The organism is Reyranella soli, from assembly GCF_007992495.1.
GTDB lineage: Bacteria > Pseudomonadota > Alphaproteobacteria > Reyranellales > Reyranellaceae > Reyranella > Reyranella soli.
In genome coordinates this window covers 26,423-43,345 of the sequence record NZ_BKAJ01000122.1, presented here as the reverse complement: position 1 = coordinate 43,345, position 16,923 = coordinate 26,423, and the positions used below count along the sequence as shown (strand labels likewise).

The following is a 16,923-nucleotide window of genomic DNA, read 5'->3' as shown; positions in this document are numbered from 1 at the left end:
GCGCTCCAGTAAGACCTTTACTTGACGTTGGCGGCGGCCCTGGCATGGCGGACGGCGAGCGCCAGCGACGCACCGAGATCGGCCAGAAGCTTGCCCGCGACCTCGTCGGTCAGCTTGCCGTCGGCGAAGCGGTTCTGCGCCTGGGCGATCATGACCTCGGGCTTGTTGACCGGGCGGCCGTCGAGGAACACCAGGATCTGGCGCAGCTGGTACTGCGCGCGCGCTGAGCCCAGCACGCTGCCTGCGGCACCGAAGATCGCGATCGGCTTGGCGGCAAAGGGCTGCGGCGTCATGCGTGACAGCCAGTCGATGGCGTTCTTCAGTACGCCCGACGGACCGTAATTGTATTCGGGCGAGACCAGGACGATGCCGTCCGCCGCGAGCATCGCCTGCTGCGCGGCCTGCACCGGCGCCGGGAAGCCCTGTGCCTGGACGTCGGCATTGTAGAGCGGCCAATCGATCTCGATCGTCTGCGACGTCACGCCAGCCGGAAGTCTCTCGACGAATGCGTTCAGCGCCAGGCGGTTGAACGAGGCCTTGCGCAGGCTGCCGCAGAAAGCGACCAGTTTGATTGGCTCGGACATTGCTCGGTATCTCCTTGGTTACTGCTTTGTCAGCAATGAAGCAGGCCGCTACATAGAAGCCGTTGGGAGGCTTGGCAACGCAATGCCAGTCTGATCAGGCAAAGTGGCAGGCGACGACATGGCCCGGCGACACCTCGCGGGGCACGACGGGCTGGGCGCAGATGGCGGATGCCATGGGGCAGCGTGAGCGCAGGGGGCAGCCTTCGTGCCGCTCCAGCGGGCTGGGAATCTCGCCCGACAGAACGAACGGCTCCCCGCGTACCTTGGGGTCGGGCACGGGGACGGCCGCCAGGAGCGCCCGCGTGTAGGGATGCCGAGGATGGGCGAACAGCTCGTCGGTATCTGCCTCCTCCACCACGGTGCCGAGATACATCACTACGACACGCTGGGCGAGATACTTCACGGTCGCGAGATCGTGCGAGATGAAGAGATAGGTGAGCCCGAGGCGTTCCCGCAGTTCCTCCAGCATCAGGATGACGCGCGCCCGCAGCGACACGTCGAGCGCCGAGGTCGGCTCGTCGAGGACCACGAAGCTCGGCGCGCAGGCGAGCGCGCGGGCGATGTTCACGCGCTGGCGCTGGCCACCCGATAGCTCGTGCGGATAGCGCCCCATCACATCGGTGCGCAGCCCCACCTCGGTCAGGATCTCGCGAACCCGCTCGCGCTGCTCTGCCGGGCTCAGGGTGGTGTGCAGCCGCAGCGGCTCCGACACCGCGCGCTCCACCGACATGCGTGGATTGAGCGCCGCCAGCGGGTCCTGGAACACCATCTGCACGTCACGGCGCGCCGCGCGCAGCGGCTCGCCCTCCAGCCGGTCGAGCTGCTTGTCGCCGATGCGGATGGTCCCGGCGGAGGGCGCCAGCAGGCGCGTGACGCAACGCGCTACCGTCGACTTGCCGCAACCCGATTCGCCCACCAGGCCGAGCGTACGACCCCGGTCGATGTCGAAGGAGATGCCGTCGACCGCGCGCACGACGGGAGCTGGCCTGTTGCGACGGGACAGCCAGCCGGCTCCCCGCACTGGGAAATGCTTGTCGAGGCCGCGGACGCTAACGAACGACATTCGACTGCTCCACGGCATGGCAGGCGACTCGACGACCGTTCGCCGCGGCGATCAAGGGGGGCCGCTGCCGTCGACAGGCCGCCAGTGCATCCGGGCAGCGCCGGACGTAACGACAGCCCGATCGGACGTTGACCAGCGAGGGCACGGCGCCCGCGATCGGCTGGAGGGCGATCTGCTGGTCGATACGCGGGATCGAACGAACCAGCGCCCGCGTGTAGGGATGCAGCGGCCGTTCGAAGAGCTCGTCGACCCCGGCCAGCTCCGAAAGCTGGCCGGCATGCATCACGGCGACGCGATGGCAAGTCTGAGCCACTACGCCGAGGTCGTGGGTCACCAGGATGATGGCTGCGCCGGACTCCTCGCCGAGCTGGCGCAGCAGCTCCAGGATCCGCGCGCCGATCGACACGTCGAGCCCGGTCGTCGGCTCGTCGGCCAGCAGCAGGCGCGGCTCGGTCGCCAGCGCCATGGCAATCATGACCCGCTGGCACATGCCGCCCGATAGCTCGTGCGCGTATTGGCCGGCTCGCCGCTTGGGGTCGGGAATGCGCACGCGCTCCAGCATGGCGATCGCGGCCTCCCGAGCCGCCCGCTTGTCCATGCCGCGATGCAGGCGCAGCAGGCGCTCGACCTGGCGGCCGACCGTCATCAATGGATTGAGCGAGGTGCGGGGCGTCTGCGGCACCAGGGCGATGCGCGCACCGCGGATCGCCTCGAGCTCCGCTTCCGGCAACGCCAGCAGGTCGTTGCCTTCGAAGCGCAGCCGTCCGCTCACGATCCGGCCGGGTGGCCTGACCAGCCGCAGAATGGCAGAAATCAGCACCGACTTGCCCGAGCCCGATTCGCCCACGATGCCCAGGATCTCACCCGCTTTCGCCGACAGCGTCACGCCGTCCACCGCGCTCACCATGCCGTCGTCGGTCGCGAACTCGACCGACAGATCCTCGACCTCGAGCAGGGCGCTCATCGCGTTCCCCGCAGCCGTGGATCGAGAAGGTCGCGCAACGCATCACCGACCAGGTTGAAGGCGAGCACGGTCACGACGATGGCGACGCCGGGGAAGACGAAGAGCCACCATTCGCCGGTCGACATGTAGGTGGCGCCGTCGGCGGTCATCGACCCCCATTCGCTCTGTGGCGGTGCGATGCCGAGGCCGATGAAGGACAGCGACGCCATGGTCAGCACCGCGTAGCCCATCGCCAGAGTGGCCTGCACGGTGAGCGGCGGCAGGCAGTTGGGCAGGAGATGCACCAGGGCGACGCGCCATGATGGATTGCCGATCGAGACCGCCGCCTCGGCATATTCCAGCGTACGCACGCGCAGCATCTCGCCGCGCACCAGGCGTATGTAGGCGGGGAGCTGTGTCATCGAGAGCGCGATCGCCACGTTGGCGATGCTGTTGCCCAGCGCCGCCGTGATGCCCATGGCCAGGACGAAAGCCGGGAAGGCCATCAACACATCGACCAGGCGCAGGACGATCAAATCGACCCAACCGCCGCGGTAGCCGCTCAGCGCCCCGACCACCATGCCGATCGACAGCGCCACCAGGGTCGCGGCGAGAGCGATGCTGAGGTCCAGGGTCGTCGCATCGATGATGCGGGACAGGACGTCGCGTCCGAAACCGTCGGTGCCGAGCGGATGCGCCCACGACGGCGGCTTCAGCACGGCCATCGGATCGGGCACGTCCGGCTTGTATGGCTCCAGCACCGGCGCGAAGACCGCGATGAAGACGAGCAGGCCGATGACCACGATGGCGGCCGCCGAGACAGGATTGCGGCGCAGCCATCGCGCGGCCCGTCGCCAGCGTGCGGTCGGCGCGACGATGGCATCATCGTCACGGTCGTCGGCGACGTCCTGCGCCACTACGCTCATGACAGCCTGATCCGCGGGTCGATCAGCCCGTACAGGATGTCGACCGCGAGGTTCACCAGCACGTAGCTGAAGGCGACGAAGAGCACAAAGGATTGCAGCGGACCGGAGTCCTTGGTGAGCAGCGCCGAGACGGCGTAGTTGCCGATGCCGGGCCATGCGAACACGCTTTCCACCACCGCGTTGCCCGCGAGAAGAAAGCCGAAGACCAGGCCGAAGGTCGTGACGACGGGGATCAGGGCATTACGCAGGGCATCGCCGTAGATGACCTGCCGCGCCGGCAGCCCCGCCGCCCAGGCAGTGCGGATATAGTCGGCTTCGAGTGCCTCCAGCATCGAGGCGCGCACCATGCGCGCCACCGGCGCCATGACGCTCAGCCCGAGCGTCATGGCCGGCAGGGCGAGCTGCCCCAGGCTCGACCACAACGTGGGAAAGTTGCCGGTAAGCAGCGAATCCACCACATAGAGGCCGGTGACGGTCGTCGGCGGCTCGAGGTTCATGGCAATGCGGCCGAGCGGCGCCGGCGCCAGGTGAAGCTCGTAGTAGAACAGGTGGATGGCGATCAGGCCCATCCAGAAGGTCGGCATCGCCACGCCGAACACGCTCACGACCCGGCCGACATGGTCGAGCAGCGTGTTGCGATGCACCGCAGACAGCACGCCCAGCGGCACACCGATCGCCACCGCGATGCAGAGGCTCGCCAGGGTGAGCTCGAGCGTCGCAGGCAGGCGCTGCAGGAAGTCCTCCAGCACCGGCCGCCCGGTCGACGAGCTCTGCCCGAGATCGCCATGCAGCAGGCCGCCGACATAGCGGCCGTACTGCACGTACCAGGGCTGATCGAGACCCATCTTCTGGGTCATCTCGGCGATGTATTCCGGCGTGGCGAGCAGGCCCGCCCGCACCAGAACGGGATTGCCCGGCAGCATGTAGGCCAGCAAGAAGCCCACGGTGATCACGCCGAACAGGGTCGGGATCACCAGAGCGACGCGCTTGGCAACGAAGCGGCCGAACTGCAAGTCGCTCTCCTCAGCTCTTGAGCCGGAGATCCCGATAGCGATCGAAGGTATCCCAGCGCTTGGTGAAGCCGGTGAGATCCTTGCGCGCCACGCGTGTCCAGTTCTCGTACCACAGGAAGCCCCATACCGCGTCGTTGATGAGGATCGTCTGCGCCTCCTTCACCGCCGCGGCGCGCTTCTCCGCGTTGGGCTCGTGCATATTGTCGGTCAGCAGCTTGTCGAGCACCGGATTGTTGTAGAAGGAGCTGTTGGTGTTGGTCGACGTGCTGTGGAAGTTGGCGTTCATGTGGAAGATCGGGTCGTTGACCCAGGACTGCCAAGCCTCGATCGACAGCAGGTGCTTGCCGCCGATCGCGGCCTGCCGGAAGGCCGCGTCCGTCTCGCGCACGATCGCGACCTTCAGGCCGATCTTCTCGAGCTCGGCCTGGATCCAGGTGGCGGCCTGCTCGTGGGTCGTCCAGCCGACGCGAACGGCGAGTTCCAGCGTCACGGGCTGGCTGCCCAGCCCTGCCTCCTGCACCAGCGCCTTGGCCTTGGCGACGTCGTAGCGATAGGGCGACAGTGTCGGATCGTAGCCCGGCATCAGCGAGGGCAGAGGGCTCTTCATCTGGGTCGCATAGCCGAACAGAAGGTTCTGCAGCATCGCGTCGATCGGGATGGCGTAGTTGATTGCCTGGCGCAGCTTGACGTTGTCGAGCGGCGCCTTCTTGCCGTTCATGCACAGGAAGTGGCAGCTCGTATCGGGTACCGAGACGACTTGGATCTTCGGTTCCGCTTCCAGCGCCTTGATGTTGCGCGGTGACATGCCGACGCCGGTCATCATGTCGATGGCGCTGCGCTTCAGCAGCAGGATGCGGTCCGATTCGTTCGGCACGAAGCGGCTGTTGACGCGCTGGAAGAACGGTTTGGGATGCCAGGAGCCCGGATTGTATTCCATCACGAGGCCGACGCCGGGCTCGTTCTTGGCCAGCGTGTAGGCGCCGCCGCCCGTCGTATTGCGGCGGAACCAATCCGTCGCCCAGGGATCGGATGGCGTGGCGTTGGCCTTGGCGATCACCTCGTCGACGACTGACAGGGTGCAGAGCGAGAGGATGTGGTAGGCGAGCGGCGTCGGTCCGGGCATCTTCATCACGAAGGTGTAGTCATCGCGTACGATGAAGCTGTCCGGTGACGTCACGCGCAGGTACCGCGGAATCGTCAGCCGCACGTAGCCCGGCGACTGCAATCCGCGATCCAGCATGTATTTGATGCTGTGCGCCGTGATCGGCCGACCGCTCGGGAACTTGGCGTCGCGCCGGATCTTGAGCACGATGGTCGCGCCGTCGTCCTCGGTCGCGAAGGACTCGGCGAGGTTCGGGACGAACTTGGAGGGGACCGCTGTCGAGACGCCGGGAACGGTGGCCGACGGCGCGACTTCCCAGCCGACCGAGGTGTCGTACACGTTGGTGGTCACCGTGTAGGCGCCGTCGGTCCGGAAGGACGCGGGATCCAGCGTATCGACGTCCGTCGTCGACGCCACGGTCAGCGTCCGCGGATCCGCGGCCTCGACGCGTTTCACCAGCGGCGCGCCCAATGACGCCGCAACTCCGCCCAGCACGCCGGCTCCCAAGACCGACCGTCGCCGCAACTTGCTCATGTTTCGGTACCCCCTTCTCTAAGCAGCATCGACACACCCATCGATCGTCGCGCCCACCGCGAGGCTGATCTCCTGGGCGCACTGGATCACCGTGCGCGTCAGCTTGCGCATGAAGGCTTCGTCTCCTTCGTCGCTCGGCAGCGACAGGCTGATCGCCGCGACCACGGCGCCACTGGCATCGCGGATCGGCGCCCCCACGCTCGCAAGCCCCATCACCATCGTGTCGCGCGACGTCGCATAGCCCTGGCGGCGTACCTGTCGCACTTCGCTCATCAGGCCCTTGACCGAAACCTGACTGCGTGGTGTCAGCGGCACCATGCGGATGCGCCGCAGGGTCTTCTCGACCTGGGCATCCTCCAGGCCTGCCAGCAGCACCTTGCCGAGCGACGTCGTATGCAGGCGGCCGCGGCTGCCTGCCGACAACAGGAATGTGATGGGCTCGCGAAGCTGGATCGAGCTCATGTAGAGGACGGAGTCTTCGTGCAGTGTCGCGAGGAAGGCGTTGACGTTGTGCGTCGTCGCCACCGTCTGCAGGCGCGGCACCGCCGCGTTGAAGATGGGGTTGGAGCGCACATAATACTGACCCGTCATGAAGGCCGCCTGGCCGATGCGATAGCGGCGCGTTGCCGGGTTCTGCTCGAGGAACTTGCGCGCTTCGAGCGTCGCGACGATCCGATAAACCACCGTGCGATCCATCTGCAACATTCGAGCCAGCTCGCGGATGCCGAGCTCGGGATGTGCATCGTCGAATGCGGCGAGAACCTCGAGCGCACGCTCGACGGTTTGACTGCGATCGCCCTTGGTCGCTTTCTTGGTGGCCGTCTTCGTCGTGCGCGTGCGAGTCGCCATCTCAGCCATCCGCCATCGTCGACGCATTGTCCGGCATGAAGCGCCGCAGATGACCGTTCATGCGCACACTGACCACCATCATGCCTCGATCTGCCCCCGCGCCGCGCAGATGCGCTCCGCGGTCATGGGTAAGGTCGGCACGCGCGCACCCGTTGCGGCCGCGATGGCATTGGCGATCGTCGCCGGCGGTTCGATGCAGGGAGGCTCGCCGACACCCTTGGCGCCGGATGGGCCGTGCGCAGTGGGATATTGCACGAGGATCGTCTCGACGGTCGGGACATCCTGCATGGTCGGCATCTTGTAGTCGGTCAGGTTCGGGTTCTGCACGATGCCGTCGCGCGAGACGATCTCCTCGAACAGGGCTTGGCCGATGCCCTGCACGGCGCCGCCTTCGATCTGGCCCTCGACGTAGGTCGGATTGATGGCGAAGCCCACATCCTGCGCGACGACGTAGCGATGGACCGTGACGTCACCGGTATCCTCGTCGACCGAAAGGTCGACCGCATGGGCGTGGAAGCTCGGCGCATGCCAGGCGGGCGACATGTGGTTCTCGAGCCGGGACGCCTCGTGTGGAACGGCCGGCGCTGTGAACACGCCACGCACCTTGACGCCCTCATCTCCGAGCAGCTCCGCGAACGGAATCGATCGCCCGTCGCCATGCGCCGCGGCGTCGCGCAGCTCGATGACGTCCGGCGCCACGCCGAGCACGGGCGCCGCCATGATCGCCAGCGCCCGACGCATCTCGACGGCGGCGTTCTTGCAGGCATTGCCGACGCAGAACGTGGTGCGGCTGCCCTGGGCGCCGTAGTCGTAGGGCGAGTCTCGGGTATCACCGCCGATGACCGTGACCTGCTCCGCCGCAACGCCGAGATCGTCGGCCAGGACCTGCGCCGCGCCGGTGAGGGCGCCCGTGCCTATCTCGACGGCGCCGCTGTTCAGCACGACGCGGCCGTCGCGATGCAGCGTGACGTCGACCTCGGAGGTCATGCCGGTCGTCATCCACCAGCCGCAGGCGATGCCCTTGCCGCGGTCCTTGCCCGGCCGGCGTTCGTTCCAGCCGATCGCGTCGGCGGCGCGGAGCAGACATTCTTCGAGACCAACGGCCGCCAGCACCGCGCCCGACGGTCCCTTGTCGCCTTCGTGGAAGATGTTGCGGAGCCGGAGCTCCAGCGGATCGATGCCGAGCGAGTCGGCGATGATGTCCATCTGCGATTCGCAGGCGAAGTTGCCGATCGGGCCCGACGGCGCGCGGAACGCGCCCGTCGTGATGTTGTTGGTGTAGACGGAGACGCCTTCCAGCAGCACGTTCGGGATGTTGTAGGGACCGTGCAGCGTGTTGGTGCAGCTCGAGGCGGTCTGTGGTCCTGATCCGGAGAATGCGCCGGTGTCGAGGATGATGCGCCCCTGCTTGGCGAGGATGCGGCCGTCCCGGTCGACGCCGGTCTTCACGTCGACGATGGCCGGCTGACGCGGTAGGGACGAGGTCAGTTCCTCCTCGACCGTGCTCACGACCTTCACCGGCGCCCTGGCCGAGCGCGCCAGCAGCACCGCGTGGTGCTCGACGCCGACCGTCAGCTTGCCGCCGAAGCCGCCGCCCAAGGTCGTCGCCACGACGCGCACCTTGCTGGATGGCAGGCCCACCGCATCGGCCAGGGTCTCCTGGACGGCGAAGGGGAGCTGCGTCGACGACCAGACCGTGCAACTGCCATCGTCGTCCCAGAAGCCGATGGCGCCGCGCGGCTCGGTGTAGCCCGCGTGCACTTTTGCGGTCGTGAAGCGATGCTCGAAGATGCGGAAGGACTTGGCGAAGCCCTCCTCGACGTTGCCGACACGGATGACACCGCGCGTCGAACGGTTGCCGAGGCGCACCAGGATCGGCGCGGCATCGTATTGCTCCCATTCCGGATGCACCAGCGGCGCATCGTCCCGCAGCGCGTCCTCGGCGTTGAACACCGCAGGCACCGGCTCGTAGTCGACCTCGATCGCCGCGACGGCCGCCCGTGCCGCTTCGAGCGTGTCGGCCGCGACGGCCGCCACGGCCTCGCCCGCGAAACGCACGCGATGACGCGCGAATACCGTCGCATCCTTGATATAGATGCCGTAACGCGTCTCTGGGACGTCCGCGGCCGTGATCACCGCCCGTACCCCCCGCATCACGCTTGCGCGGCGCGTGTCGAGGCGACGGATCAAGGCGTGCGGATGGGGGCTGCGCAGCACGACGCCGTGCAGAAGACCCGGCACCGCCCGGTCGCCCAGATAGGCCGCTTCGCCGCGGACCTTCGGTGCGCCGTCCAGCCGAACCACACGACGACCTACATACCGATGGGAAGTCGCGCCGCTCATCGCCCCTGCCTCATGTTGCGCGCCGCCGCCTTGATCGCCGCGACGATCTTGCCGTATCCCGTGCAGCGGCAGAGCGTGCCCGCCATCGCCTCACGGATCTCCTCGTCGTCCGGGTCGTGCTTCTCGCGCAGCAGCCCCGCCGCCGTCATGATCATTCCGGGAATACAGTAGCCACACTGCACGGCGCCGTGCTCGAGGAACGCGCTCTGCAGCGGATGCGGTTCGCCCGCTTCGGCCAACCCTTCGATGGTGACGACTTCGCGGTCTTCGCATTGCGCCGCCAGCACCAGGCATGACGTCACCGCTCGACCGTCCAACAGCACCGTGCAGACGCCGCACTCCGCCTCGAGGCAGTTCGCCTTGGTGCCGACGAGCGCCAGCGGCCCGCGCAGCACGTCGAGCAAGGTCGCCGACTCCGACGCCTCGACCTCGCGGACCGCGCCGTTGACGTGCAGACGGAACAGCCGCGTGCTCATGCCACCTCCTGCAGACGCTCACGGCAGAGCCGCAGCGTCTTTACCGTCAGCCGGGCCGCGAGATGGCGACGGTAGACCGCCGAGGCGCGCACGTCGGCGATCGGGGTGCTCGCCGCCGCCGCGGCGGCTCCCGCCTCCTCGAACGCCTCGTCCGACAGCGGACCTCCCTGCAGGCCGGTCTCGGCATCGGTGGCCCGAAAGGCGACCGGGCCGACCGCCCCCAGGGCAATGCGAGCGCTCCGGCAACGGCCCGCGTCGTCCACGGCCAGCAGCGCCGCCACGTTCACGATCGATATTTCCATCGCCTTGCGCCGGCCGGCCTTCAAGAAGGCCGTGGCGTGGCGCCCGGCCGGCGGCACAAAGTGGCAGGCCGTCAGCACTTCGTCGCGGCGGGCGGCGGTCCGGCGCGGGCCAAGCAGGAATTGAGGCAGCGGCAGACGCCGTGTTTCGTCGGCGCCCGTGAGTTCGACGGTGGCGTCGAGCGACAACAGCACCGGCACCAGATCGGCCGCCGGCGAGGCGTTGGCGACGTTGCCGCCGATCGTGGCCATGTTGCGAACCTGCCAGCCGCCGACGACGCGCGACGCCTCGATGAGGGACCGCAAAGGACCGGCGAAGCCCGCGTGCCGCTCGACAGCATGATGAAGAGTCAGGGCGCCGATACGGACGGCATCGCCTTCTATGGCAATGCCGTCGAGGCCGGCGATGCGGCCGATATCGATCAGGTGATCGCAGGCGAGCGCACCGCGGCGCAACTGGATCAGCAGGTCGGTGCCGCCCGCCAGGAACCGTGCGCCTGCGCCCAGGGCCGCCATCATCGTGGCGGCCTGCCGGACACTGGTGGCGCGGTGCACGTGCATGGTCAGGCCGCGGCGATCACGGGACCGAGCGCCCGGACGGTGGACGCCGTCGTCTCGCCCGGCGGCGCATAGGGCGAGATGGTGATGCCGTCGATGCCGACCGCCTTCAGGGCGGCGACACGAGCCGTCACGTCCTCGAGCGTGCCGGCCAGCGCCACGGCATCGACGTGCCGGTCCGTCACGTGCGGCAGGATGCGCTCGTACGGCGCGCCGCCTGCCGCATAGGGGACGTCGGCGACCTCGGCCAGCACGGCCGCCGGCAGCCTGAGGCCGAGTTCGTCGTGCGTCGCGAACACCGTGCGACCCGCCGCCATGATGCGACCCGCACGCAGCCGCACGGCGTCGCGCGCCGCTTTGCCGTCCGACGCCACGCAGGCGTTGAGGCGAGCGATGCAGCGCACCGAGGCCGGATCACGGCCGGCCTCTTTCGCCGCATCTCGGACCCCCTTGACGAAGGCCTCCGCCTCCTCGGGCTGCGAGCAGGCTTCCATGATCACGCCGTCGGCGATACGGGCGGCCATGCGCTGACCCTGCGGCCCGTTGCTCGCGACGTAGACCGGGATCGTGGCGCGCGGTGGCATGAAGTTCAGCCGACCGCTGTGGAACTTGATGATCTTGCCGTCGTAATCCACCACCTCGCCGGTCAGCATGCGCCGGAAGAGCTCGATCGCCTCGCGCATGGCTGCAATCGGCTTCGGCCGCTCGAGGCCGAGCTCGATGAAGCCCGAGATGCCCGAACCCAGGCCGAACAGCGCGCGGCCGTTCGACATCTCGTCCAGCGTCGCCACGCTCACGGTCGTCAGCGCCGGATGGCGCGTGTACGGATCGGTGACGCAGGTGCCCATAGTGATCCGCTGCGTGCTGAGTGCCACTGCCGTCAGCAACGCATAGGCGTCGCGGTAGAACCGCTCGTCGGCGACCCAGAACTGCTCGAAGCCGACACTCTCGCCCAATTGCGCCACCTCGACCGCGTGCGATGCGGGATGATGGCCGACGTTGAGGATACCCGGGATCATCGCGTGACTACTTCACCACTTCGGTGGCGAAATCGATCATCTGCGATTTCTCCACGTAGGTGCCCCACAGCTGGCGACGAAGCTCGACACCCGACGGCGTCTTCGCGTCGATGGCTGCCTGCTCGAGGCTCTTCATCTCGATGCGCTCGAGGTGAGTCCAGCCGGCATTTTCGTGGCCGTTGATCGGCGAGGTGATGCGGTAGACCTCGTACTTGATGAGGTTCTCGCGGGTCGCCGCGACCTTGTAGTCGTACTCGCGCACCCACTTCTCGTAGGCCTCGGCGGTCACGCCCGGCTTGAGCGTGATGAGAACATACCGAACTGGCATACGACACCTCCGACACTGAAACCCGTTCGCGAAAAGCGTGTCTCGTTAATCGAGACAGTGGCTCGTCTTTCGAAACATAGTGGTAGTCGGCTCTCGAATGTGTCAACAATAAAGCGTCTGCACGATGATGGAGGTCGGCGGTGCAAGGCTCATCACAGCGCGATGCGGTCGCCAGCGAGACGATCCTGCCCGAGCATCTCTCGGCGCAAACCCGCTACAAGCTGTTCAGCGGCTGCATCGTTCCGCGTCCCATCGCGCTGGTGACCAGCCTCTCGCCGGAAGGCGTCATCAATGCAGCGCCGTTCAGCCAGTTCTTCCTGATCTCCTCCGAGCCGCCGCTGCTGGGCATCATCGTCGGTCAGCGCGACGGCGGGTATCGCGACGGACAGAACCAGGACAACGGGCCCATCAAGGACACGCTGACCAACATCAGCCGCCTCGGCGAGTACGTCATCAACACCGCGCCCGAGGAACTGGCGCTGGCCGTGCAACTCTGCGCCGACGAATTGCCTCCGGAGCAGAGTGAAATCGGCCATGCCGGGCTGCATGTCGTCCCCTCGACGCGGGTGAGGGTGCCGCGCGTCGCGGAATCCAAGGTGCAATTCGAATGCCAGCTGCACCGCATGGTGCCTTTCGCCGGCGCCAGCACGCTGATCGCCGGCGAGGTGGTGATGATCCACACCGCGCCTGGCCTGATCGACGACGGCCGTGTCGACATCGGCCGCTACGCGCCACTCGGCCGCATCGGCGGACGCAACTACTGCCGACTGACCGACCTCGTCAGCGTCTAAGGTGCGCTTGTCAGCACTGCAGCAGGCGCTACATAGAAATATCGGGAAATACGAACGTGCCGTTACGCGACATTACACTGGATGACATCGAATCTCTGGCCGTCGGCGCCTGGGTGCTTGGCACGGGCGGCGGCGGCAGCCCCTATCTCGGCCTTCTGAACATGCGCGCCCTCTACAAAGAGGGTTATCGCGTGCAGCTCATGCCCGCGGAGGAACTCGCCGACGACGATTGGGTCGGCGCCGTCTCCAACATGGGCGCGCCGCTGGTGGGGCAGGAGCGCCTGACCGACAGCCGCACCATCGCCCGCGCCGTGGCGCTGATGGAGGAGCACACCGGCACCAGGTTCCGCGGGATCATGTCGCTCGAGATCGGCGGCGGGAATTCCATCCAGCCCTTGATGGCGGCGGCGCATCTCAAGCGCCCGGTGATCGATTCCGACATGATGGGACGCGCCTATCCCGAGGCGCAGATGACCTCCGTCGCCGTGGGTGACCTGAAACCTTGTCCGCTCACCACCGTCGACGTGCGCGGCCTGGAATCGGTGGTCGACTCGGTGCCGACCTGGAAGTGGATGGAGCGCGTCAGCCGCAAGATCTGCGTCGAATACGGCTCGATCGCCTCGACCTGCAAGGCGCCGCGCACCGGCGCCGAGGTCAAGAAATGGGGCATCCACGGCACCACCACCAAGGCCATCGCCATCGGCCACGCCGTGCGCGAGGCCCAGCGGCGCCACGAGGATCCCATCGCCGCCATCCTCGGCGTCGAGCCGGGCAAGATCCTCTACCGGGGCAAGGTCGCGGACGTCGAGCGCCGCGCCACCGAAGGCTTTTTGCGCGGCAAGACTCGGCTCGACGGCATGGATGACCACAAGGGCGCGACGCTGGAGATCAACTTCCAGAACGAATGGATTGTGGCCTGGCTCGACGGCAAGCCGATCGCCATGTCGCCCGACCTGATCTGCGTGCTCGATTCGGTGTCGGGCGAGGCGGTCGGCACGGAGACCATTCGCTACGGCCAGCGCGTCACCGTGATCGCCCTGCCGCCGCCGAAGGTCTTCCTGTCCGAGAAGGGCCTGGCCCATGTCGGTCCGCGCGCCTTCGGCTACGACATCGACTTCAAGAGCGTGTTCGCGTGACGCTGCGGGAACTCTCGCTCGACGACATCGAAGCGCTGGCGGTCGGCGCCTGGGTGCTGGGCACGGGCGGCGGCGGCAATCCCTATCTGCCGCTGCTCAACATGCGCGCGCTCTATCGCGACGGCCATCGCGTGCAGCTGATGGACTCGGCCGACCTTGCCGACGACGACTGGGTCGGCACCGTCGCCAACATGGGGGCGCCGCTGGTCGGCCAGGAGCGGCTGACCGACAGCCTGACGCTCGCCCGCGCTGTCACGGCGATGGAGCGCCATCTTGGCCGCCGCTTCCGCGCCCTGATGAGCATGGAGATCGGCGGCGCCAACGGCGTGCGGCCGTTCATGGCGGCGGCGCACCTCGATCTTCCCGTGGTCGATTCCGACACCATGGGGCGGGCCTATCCCGAGGCGCAGATGACCTCGGTCGCGGTCGGTGGGCTGACGCCCTATCCCCTGACGGCAGTCGACGTGCGCGGCTTCGAGAGCATCGTGCACAAGGTGCCGACGTGGAAATGGACCGAGCGCGTGGCGCGCAAGATCTGCGTCGAATACGGTTCGGTCGCCGCCACCTGTCAGCCGCCGCGCACCGGCGCCGAGGTCAAGAAATGGGGCATCCACGGCACCACGACCAAGGCCATCGCCATCGGCCAGGCGGTGCGCGAGGCGCAGCGCAAGCATGACGACCCGATCGCCGCCATCCTGTCAGTCGAGCCGGGCAAGCTTCTATACAAAGGCAAGGTGCTCGACGTGGCGCGCCGCGCCACCGAGGGCTTTTTGCGCGGCGTGCTGCGGTTGGACGGGCTCGACGACTGGCGCGGCTCGGCCATGACCATCAACTTCCAGAACGAGTGGATCGTGGCCTGGCGCGACGACAAACCGCTCGCCATGACGCCCGACCTGATCTGCGTGCTCGATTTGGTGTCCGGCGAAGCCGTCGGCAGCGAGACGGTACGCTACGGCCAGCGAGTCACGGTGATTGCCCTGCCGCCGCCCGCCGTTTTCCTTTCGCCGCGCGGCCTGGACCATGTCGGTCCGCGCGCCTTCGGCTATGACATCGACTTCAGGAGCGTGTTCGAGGCATGAGACGCATTGGCATTGACGTGGGCGGCACCAACACCGACGCCGTCCTGATCGAGGAAGGCAAAGTCGTGCGCGCCGTAAAGGCGCCGACCAGCGAGGACGTGACCACGGGCATCCTCGATTCGCTGAAAAGCCTCGGCTCGACCGGCGTGCTGGCGGGCAAGCGCATCGATGGCGTGATGATCGGCACCACGCATTTCATCAATGCCGTGGTCCAGCGCCGTCACCTGACCAAGGTCGCGGCGCTCAGGCTTGGCATGCCGGCCTCGGCCTCCTTGCCGCCGTTCTGCGACTGGCCGGAGGACTTGGCCGAGCTGGTGCGTGGCGGCGTGTGGATGGTGGAAGGTGGCCACGAATATGACGGCCGGCCGTTCATGCCGCTCGACGAAGCGGCCGTCGTCAAGGCAGCAGTCGAGATGAAGGCCAAGGGCTTGAGGTCGGTCGCCATTTCCTCGATCTTCTCGCCACTCGATCCCAGCCACGAGAAGCGCGCGGCCGAGCTGGTCGCGGCCGAGCTGCCCGACGCCGTCATCACCTGCTCGTCTGACCTCGGCCGTATCGGCCTGCTGGAGCGCGAGAATGCCGGACTGCTGAACGCGGCCCTGGCCGACCTGTCGCGCGACACGATTGCGGCCTTCGAGAAGGCGATCGCCGATTCCGGCATCGCCGCGCCGTTGTTCATCACCCAGAACGACGGCACGGTGGCCGAGGCGCATCAGGCGCGGCGCCTGCCGGTGTACTCGTTCGCCTCCGGCGCCACCAATTCCATGCGCGGCGCGGCGTATCTTTCCGGCCTCGGCGACGCCATGGTGGTCGATGTCGGCGGCACGACGACGGACGTGGGCCAGCTGAAGCACGGCTTCCCGCGCGAGGCCAACTCGGTGGTCAAGGTCGGCGGCGTGCGCACGCTGTTCCGCATGCCTGACCTGCTGTCGATCGGCCTGGGCGGTGGCAGCCACGTCTCGCTGGAATCCGCTGGAGGGCCGATCAAGGTCGGGCCGGTGTCGGTGGGTTACCGGCTGCTGAGGGACGGCATTGCCTTCGGCGGCAGGCAGCTCACGACCACGGATATCGCCATCGCGAGCGACGTGCTGCAGCTCGGCGACAAGGCCAAGGTCGCCTATCTCGACGCCGCCACCTGCCAGAAGGTCTTCGCCGCGGCCGCGCGCCTCGCCGAAGAGGCGATCGACCGCATGAAGACCGAGGCCGGCGACGTGCCCCTGATCGCCGTCGGCGGCGGCGCCTTCCTGATCCCTGACAAGCTGCCCGGCGTCTCCCAGGTGATCCATGTCCAGCACGGCGACTGCGCCAATGCCGTGGGGGCGGCCATCGCCCAGGTCTCGGGCGAGTGCGACCAGATCTTCAAGGACATGACCCGCACCGACGCCATCGCCGCCGCCCAGGGCATCGCCAACGACCGCGCCGTCGCCGCCGGGGCGGACCGCAAGACCCTCAGCACCATCGAAAGCGAGGACATGCCGCTCGCCTATCTGCCCGGCAACTCGGTCCGGGTGAGAGTGCGCGTGGTGGGGGATGTGGCGGCAAGTTAGAACGGCTACAACTCGGCTGCGACCTGCAACCGGACTCACCTCGGCCGGTCTCAGATCCCGAGCGACGCGCCTGGGTGCCAGGCGTCTTGATAGGCCTTGTCCTCATGGTGGCGATGCTTCAGGTCTGGCGATATTGGAACCTCTGGGCTTGGGGTTGGGCTCTTCTTCTTTGTTGTCACTCCTCTTCTGTATTGGCTTCGAAAGCGGCCGATGGCGAAGATGATATGGATCGCCTTGTCTGTGGGAACGTATCTCTCGCTGTTGTTTCACTAGACCCATATCGAGCCTGGTGCGGCTAGCATTGCAGTCACCTGTTTCACTACTAGGCCTTCG

Annotated in this window: 16 protein-coding genes; 4 read left to right on the top strand and 12 right to left on the bottom strand. The window is 67.3% G+C overall.

Annotation, left to right across the window (positions count from 1 at the left end; all coding sequences use genetic code 11):
* Positions 1-17: 17 nt before the first annotated feature.
* The 12 genes from RSO01_RS31930 to RSO01_RS31875 all read right to left on the bottom strand — a co-directional run bounded on the left by RSO01_RS31930 (position 18) and on the right by RSO01_RS31875 (position 12,037).
* Positions 18-584 (bottom strand): NADPH-dependent FMN reductase, encoded by a 567-nt coding sequence (locus tag RSO01_RS31930; RefSeq protein ID WP_147154611.1) that lies wholly within the window; start codon positions 582-584, stop codon positions 18-20.
* Positions 585-678: 94 nt separating this feature from the next.
* Positions 679-1,647: an ABC transporter ATP-binding protein gene (locus RSO01_RS31925; RefSeq protein ID WP_147154610.1), complete on the bottom strand. Its 969-nt coding sequence runs from the start codon at positions 1,645-1,647 to the stop codon at positions 679-681.
* Positions 1,634-2,611 (bottom strand): ABC transporter ATP-binding protein, encoded by a 978-nt coding sequence (locus tag RSO01_RS31920; RefSeq protein WP_147154609.1) that lies wholly within the window; start codon positions 2,609-2,611, stop codon positions 1,634-1,636. Before RSO01_RS31920 ends, RSO01_RS31925 begins: the two co-directional genes overlap by 14 nt.
* Positions 2,608-3,516 (bottom strand): ABC transporter permease, encoded by a 909-nt coding sequence (locus RSO01_RS31915; RefSeq protein WP_147154608.1) that lies wholly within the window; start codon positions 3,514-3,516, stop codon positions 2,608-2,610. The genes RSO01_RS31920 and RSO01_RS31915 overlap by 4 nt, the downstream gene beginning before the upstream one ends.
* Complete coding sequence (locus tag RSO01_RS31910; protein ID WP_246158966.1) at positions 3,513-4,529, bottom strand: ABC transporter permease; 1,017 nt, start codon at positions 4,527-4,529, stop codon at positions 3,513-3,515. The genes RSO01_RS31915 and RSO01_RS31910 overlap by 4 nt, the downstream gene beginning before the upstream one ends.
* Before the next feature lie 10 nt (positions 4,530-4,539).
* Positions 4,540-6,165: an ABC transporter substrate-binding protein gene (locus RSO01_RS31905; RefSeq protein ID WP_147154607.1), complete on the bottom strand. Its 1,626-nt coding sequence runs from the start codon at positions 6,163-6,165 to the stop codon at positions 4,540-4,542.
* An 18-nt stretch (positions 6,166-6,183) separates the two neighbouring features.
* Positions 6,184-7,014 (bottom strand): IclR family transcriptional regulator, encoded by an 831-nt coding sequence (locus RSO01_RS31900; protein WP_170303514.1) that lies wholly within the window; start codon positions 7,012-7,014, stop codon positions 6,184-6,186.
* 78 nt (positions 7,015-7,092) lie between these two features.
* Entirely contained in the window at positions 7,093-9,318 is a 2,226-nt protein-coding gene (locus RSO01_RS31895; RefSeq protein ID WP_170303513.1) for a xanthine dehydrogenase family protein molybdopterin-binding subunit, read from the bottom strand.
* A 35-nt stretch (positions 9,319-9,353) separates the two neighbouring features.
* Entirely contained in the window at positions 9,354-9,833 is a 480-nt protein-coding gene (locus RSO01_RS31890; protein WP_147154604.1) for a (2Fe-2S)-binding protein, read from the bottom strand.
* Positions 9,830-10,687, bottom strand: a complete 858-nt coding sequence (locus RSO01_RS31885; RefSeq protein WP_170303512.1) for an FAD binding domain-containing protein — start codon at positions 10,685-10,687, stop codon at positions 9,830-9,832. Before RSO01_RS31885 ends, RSO01_RS31890 begins: the two co-directional genes overlap by 4 nt.
* A gap of 8 nt (positions 10,688-10,695) precedes the next feature.
* Positions 10,696-11,709, bottom strand: coding sequence for an LLM class flavin-dependent oxidoreductase (locus RSO01_RS31880; RefSeq protein WP_147154602.1), 1,014 nt, complete (start codon positions 11,707-11,709; stop codon positions 10,696-10,698).
* A 7-nt stretch (positions 11,710-11,716) separates the two neighbouring features.
* Positions 11,717-12,037: a RedY/HapK family protein gene (locus RSO01_RS31875; RefSeq protein ID WP_147154601.1), complete on the bottom strand. Its 321-nt coding sequence runs from the start codon at positions 12,035-12,037 to the stop codon at positions 11,717-11,719.
* A 140-nt stretch (positions 12,038-12,177) separates the two neighbouring features.
* Between RSO01_RS31875 and RSO01_RS49115 the strand changes: the two genes are divergently transcribed.
* From RSO01_RS49115 to RSO01_RS31855, 4 genes are read left to right on the top strand one after another with little or no spacing between them, the layout of a single operon-like run.
* Complete coding sequence (locus tag RSO01_RS49115) at positions 12,178-12,828, top strand: flavin reductase family protein (RefSeq protein ID WP_147154600.1); 651 nt, start codon at positions 12,178-12,180, stop codon at positions 12,826-12,828.
* Positions 12,829-12,884: 56 nt separating this feature from the next.
* Entirely contained in the window at positions 12,885-13,964 is a 1,080-nt protein-coding gene (locus RSO01_RS31865) for an S-methyl thiohydantoin desulfurase family protein (RefSeq protein ID WP_246158965.1), read from the top strand.
* The gene (locus RSO01_RS31860; RefSeq protein WP_147154598.1) at positions 13,961-15,043 is read left to right on the top strand and encodes an S-methyl thiohydantoin desulfurase family protein; all 1,083 of its coding nucleotides are present in this window, start codon (positions 13,961-13,963) and stop codon (positions 15,041-15,043) included. The genes RSO01_RS31865 and RSO01_RS31860 overlap by 4 nt, the downstream gene beginning before the upstream one ends.
* Entirely contained in the window at positions 15,040-16,590 is a 1,551-nt protein-coding gene (locus tag RSO01_RS31855) for a hydantoinase/oxoprolinase N-terminal domain-containing protein (protein WP_147154597.1), read from the top strand. The genes RSO01_RS31860 and RSO01_RS31855 overlap by 4 nt, the downstream gene beginning before the upstream one ends.
* Positions 16,591-16,923 lie beyond the last annotated feature (333 nt).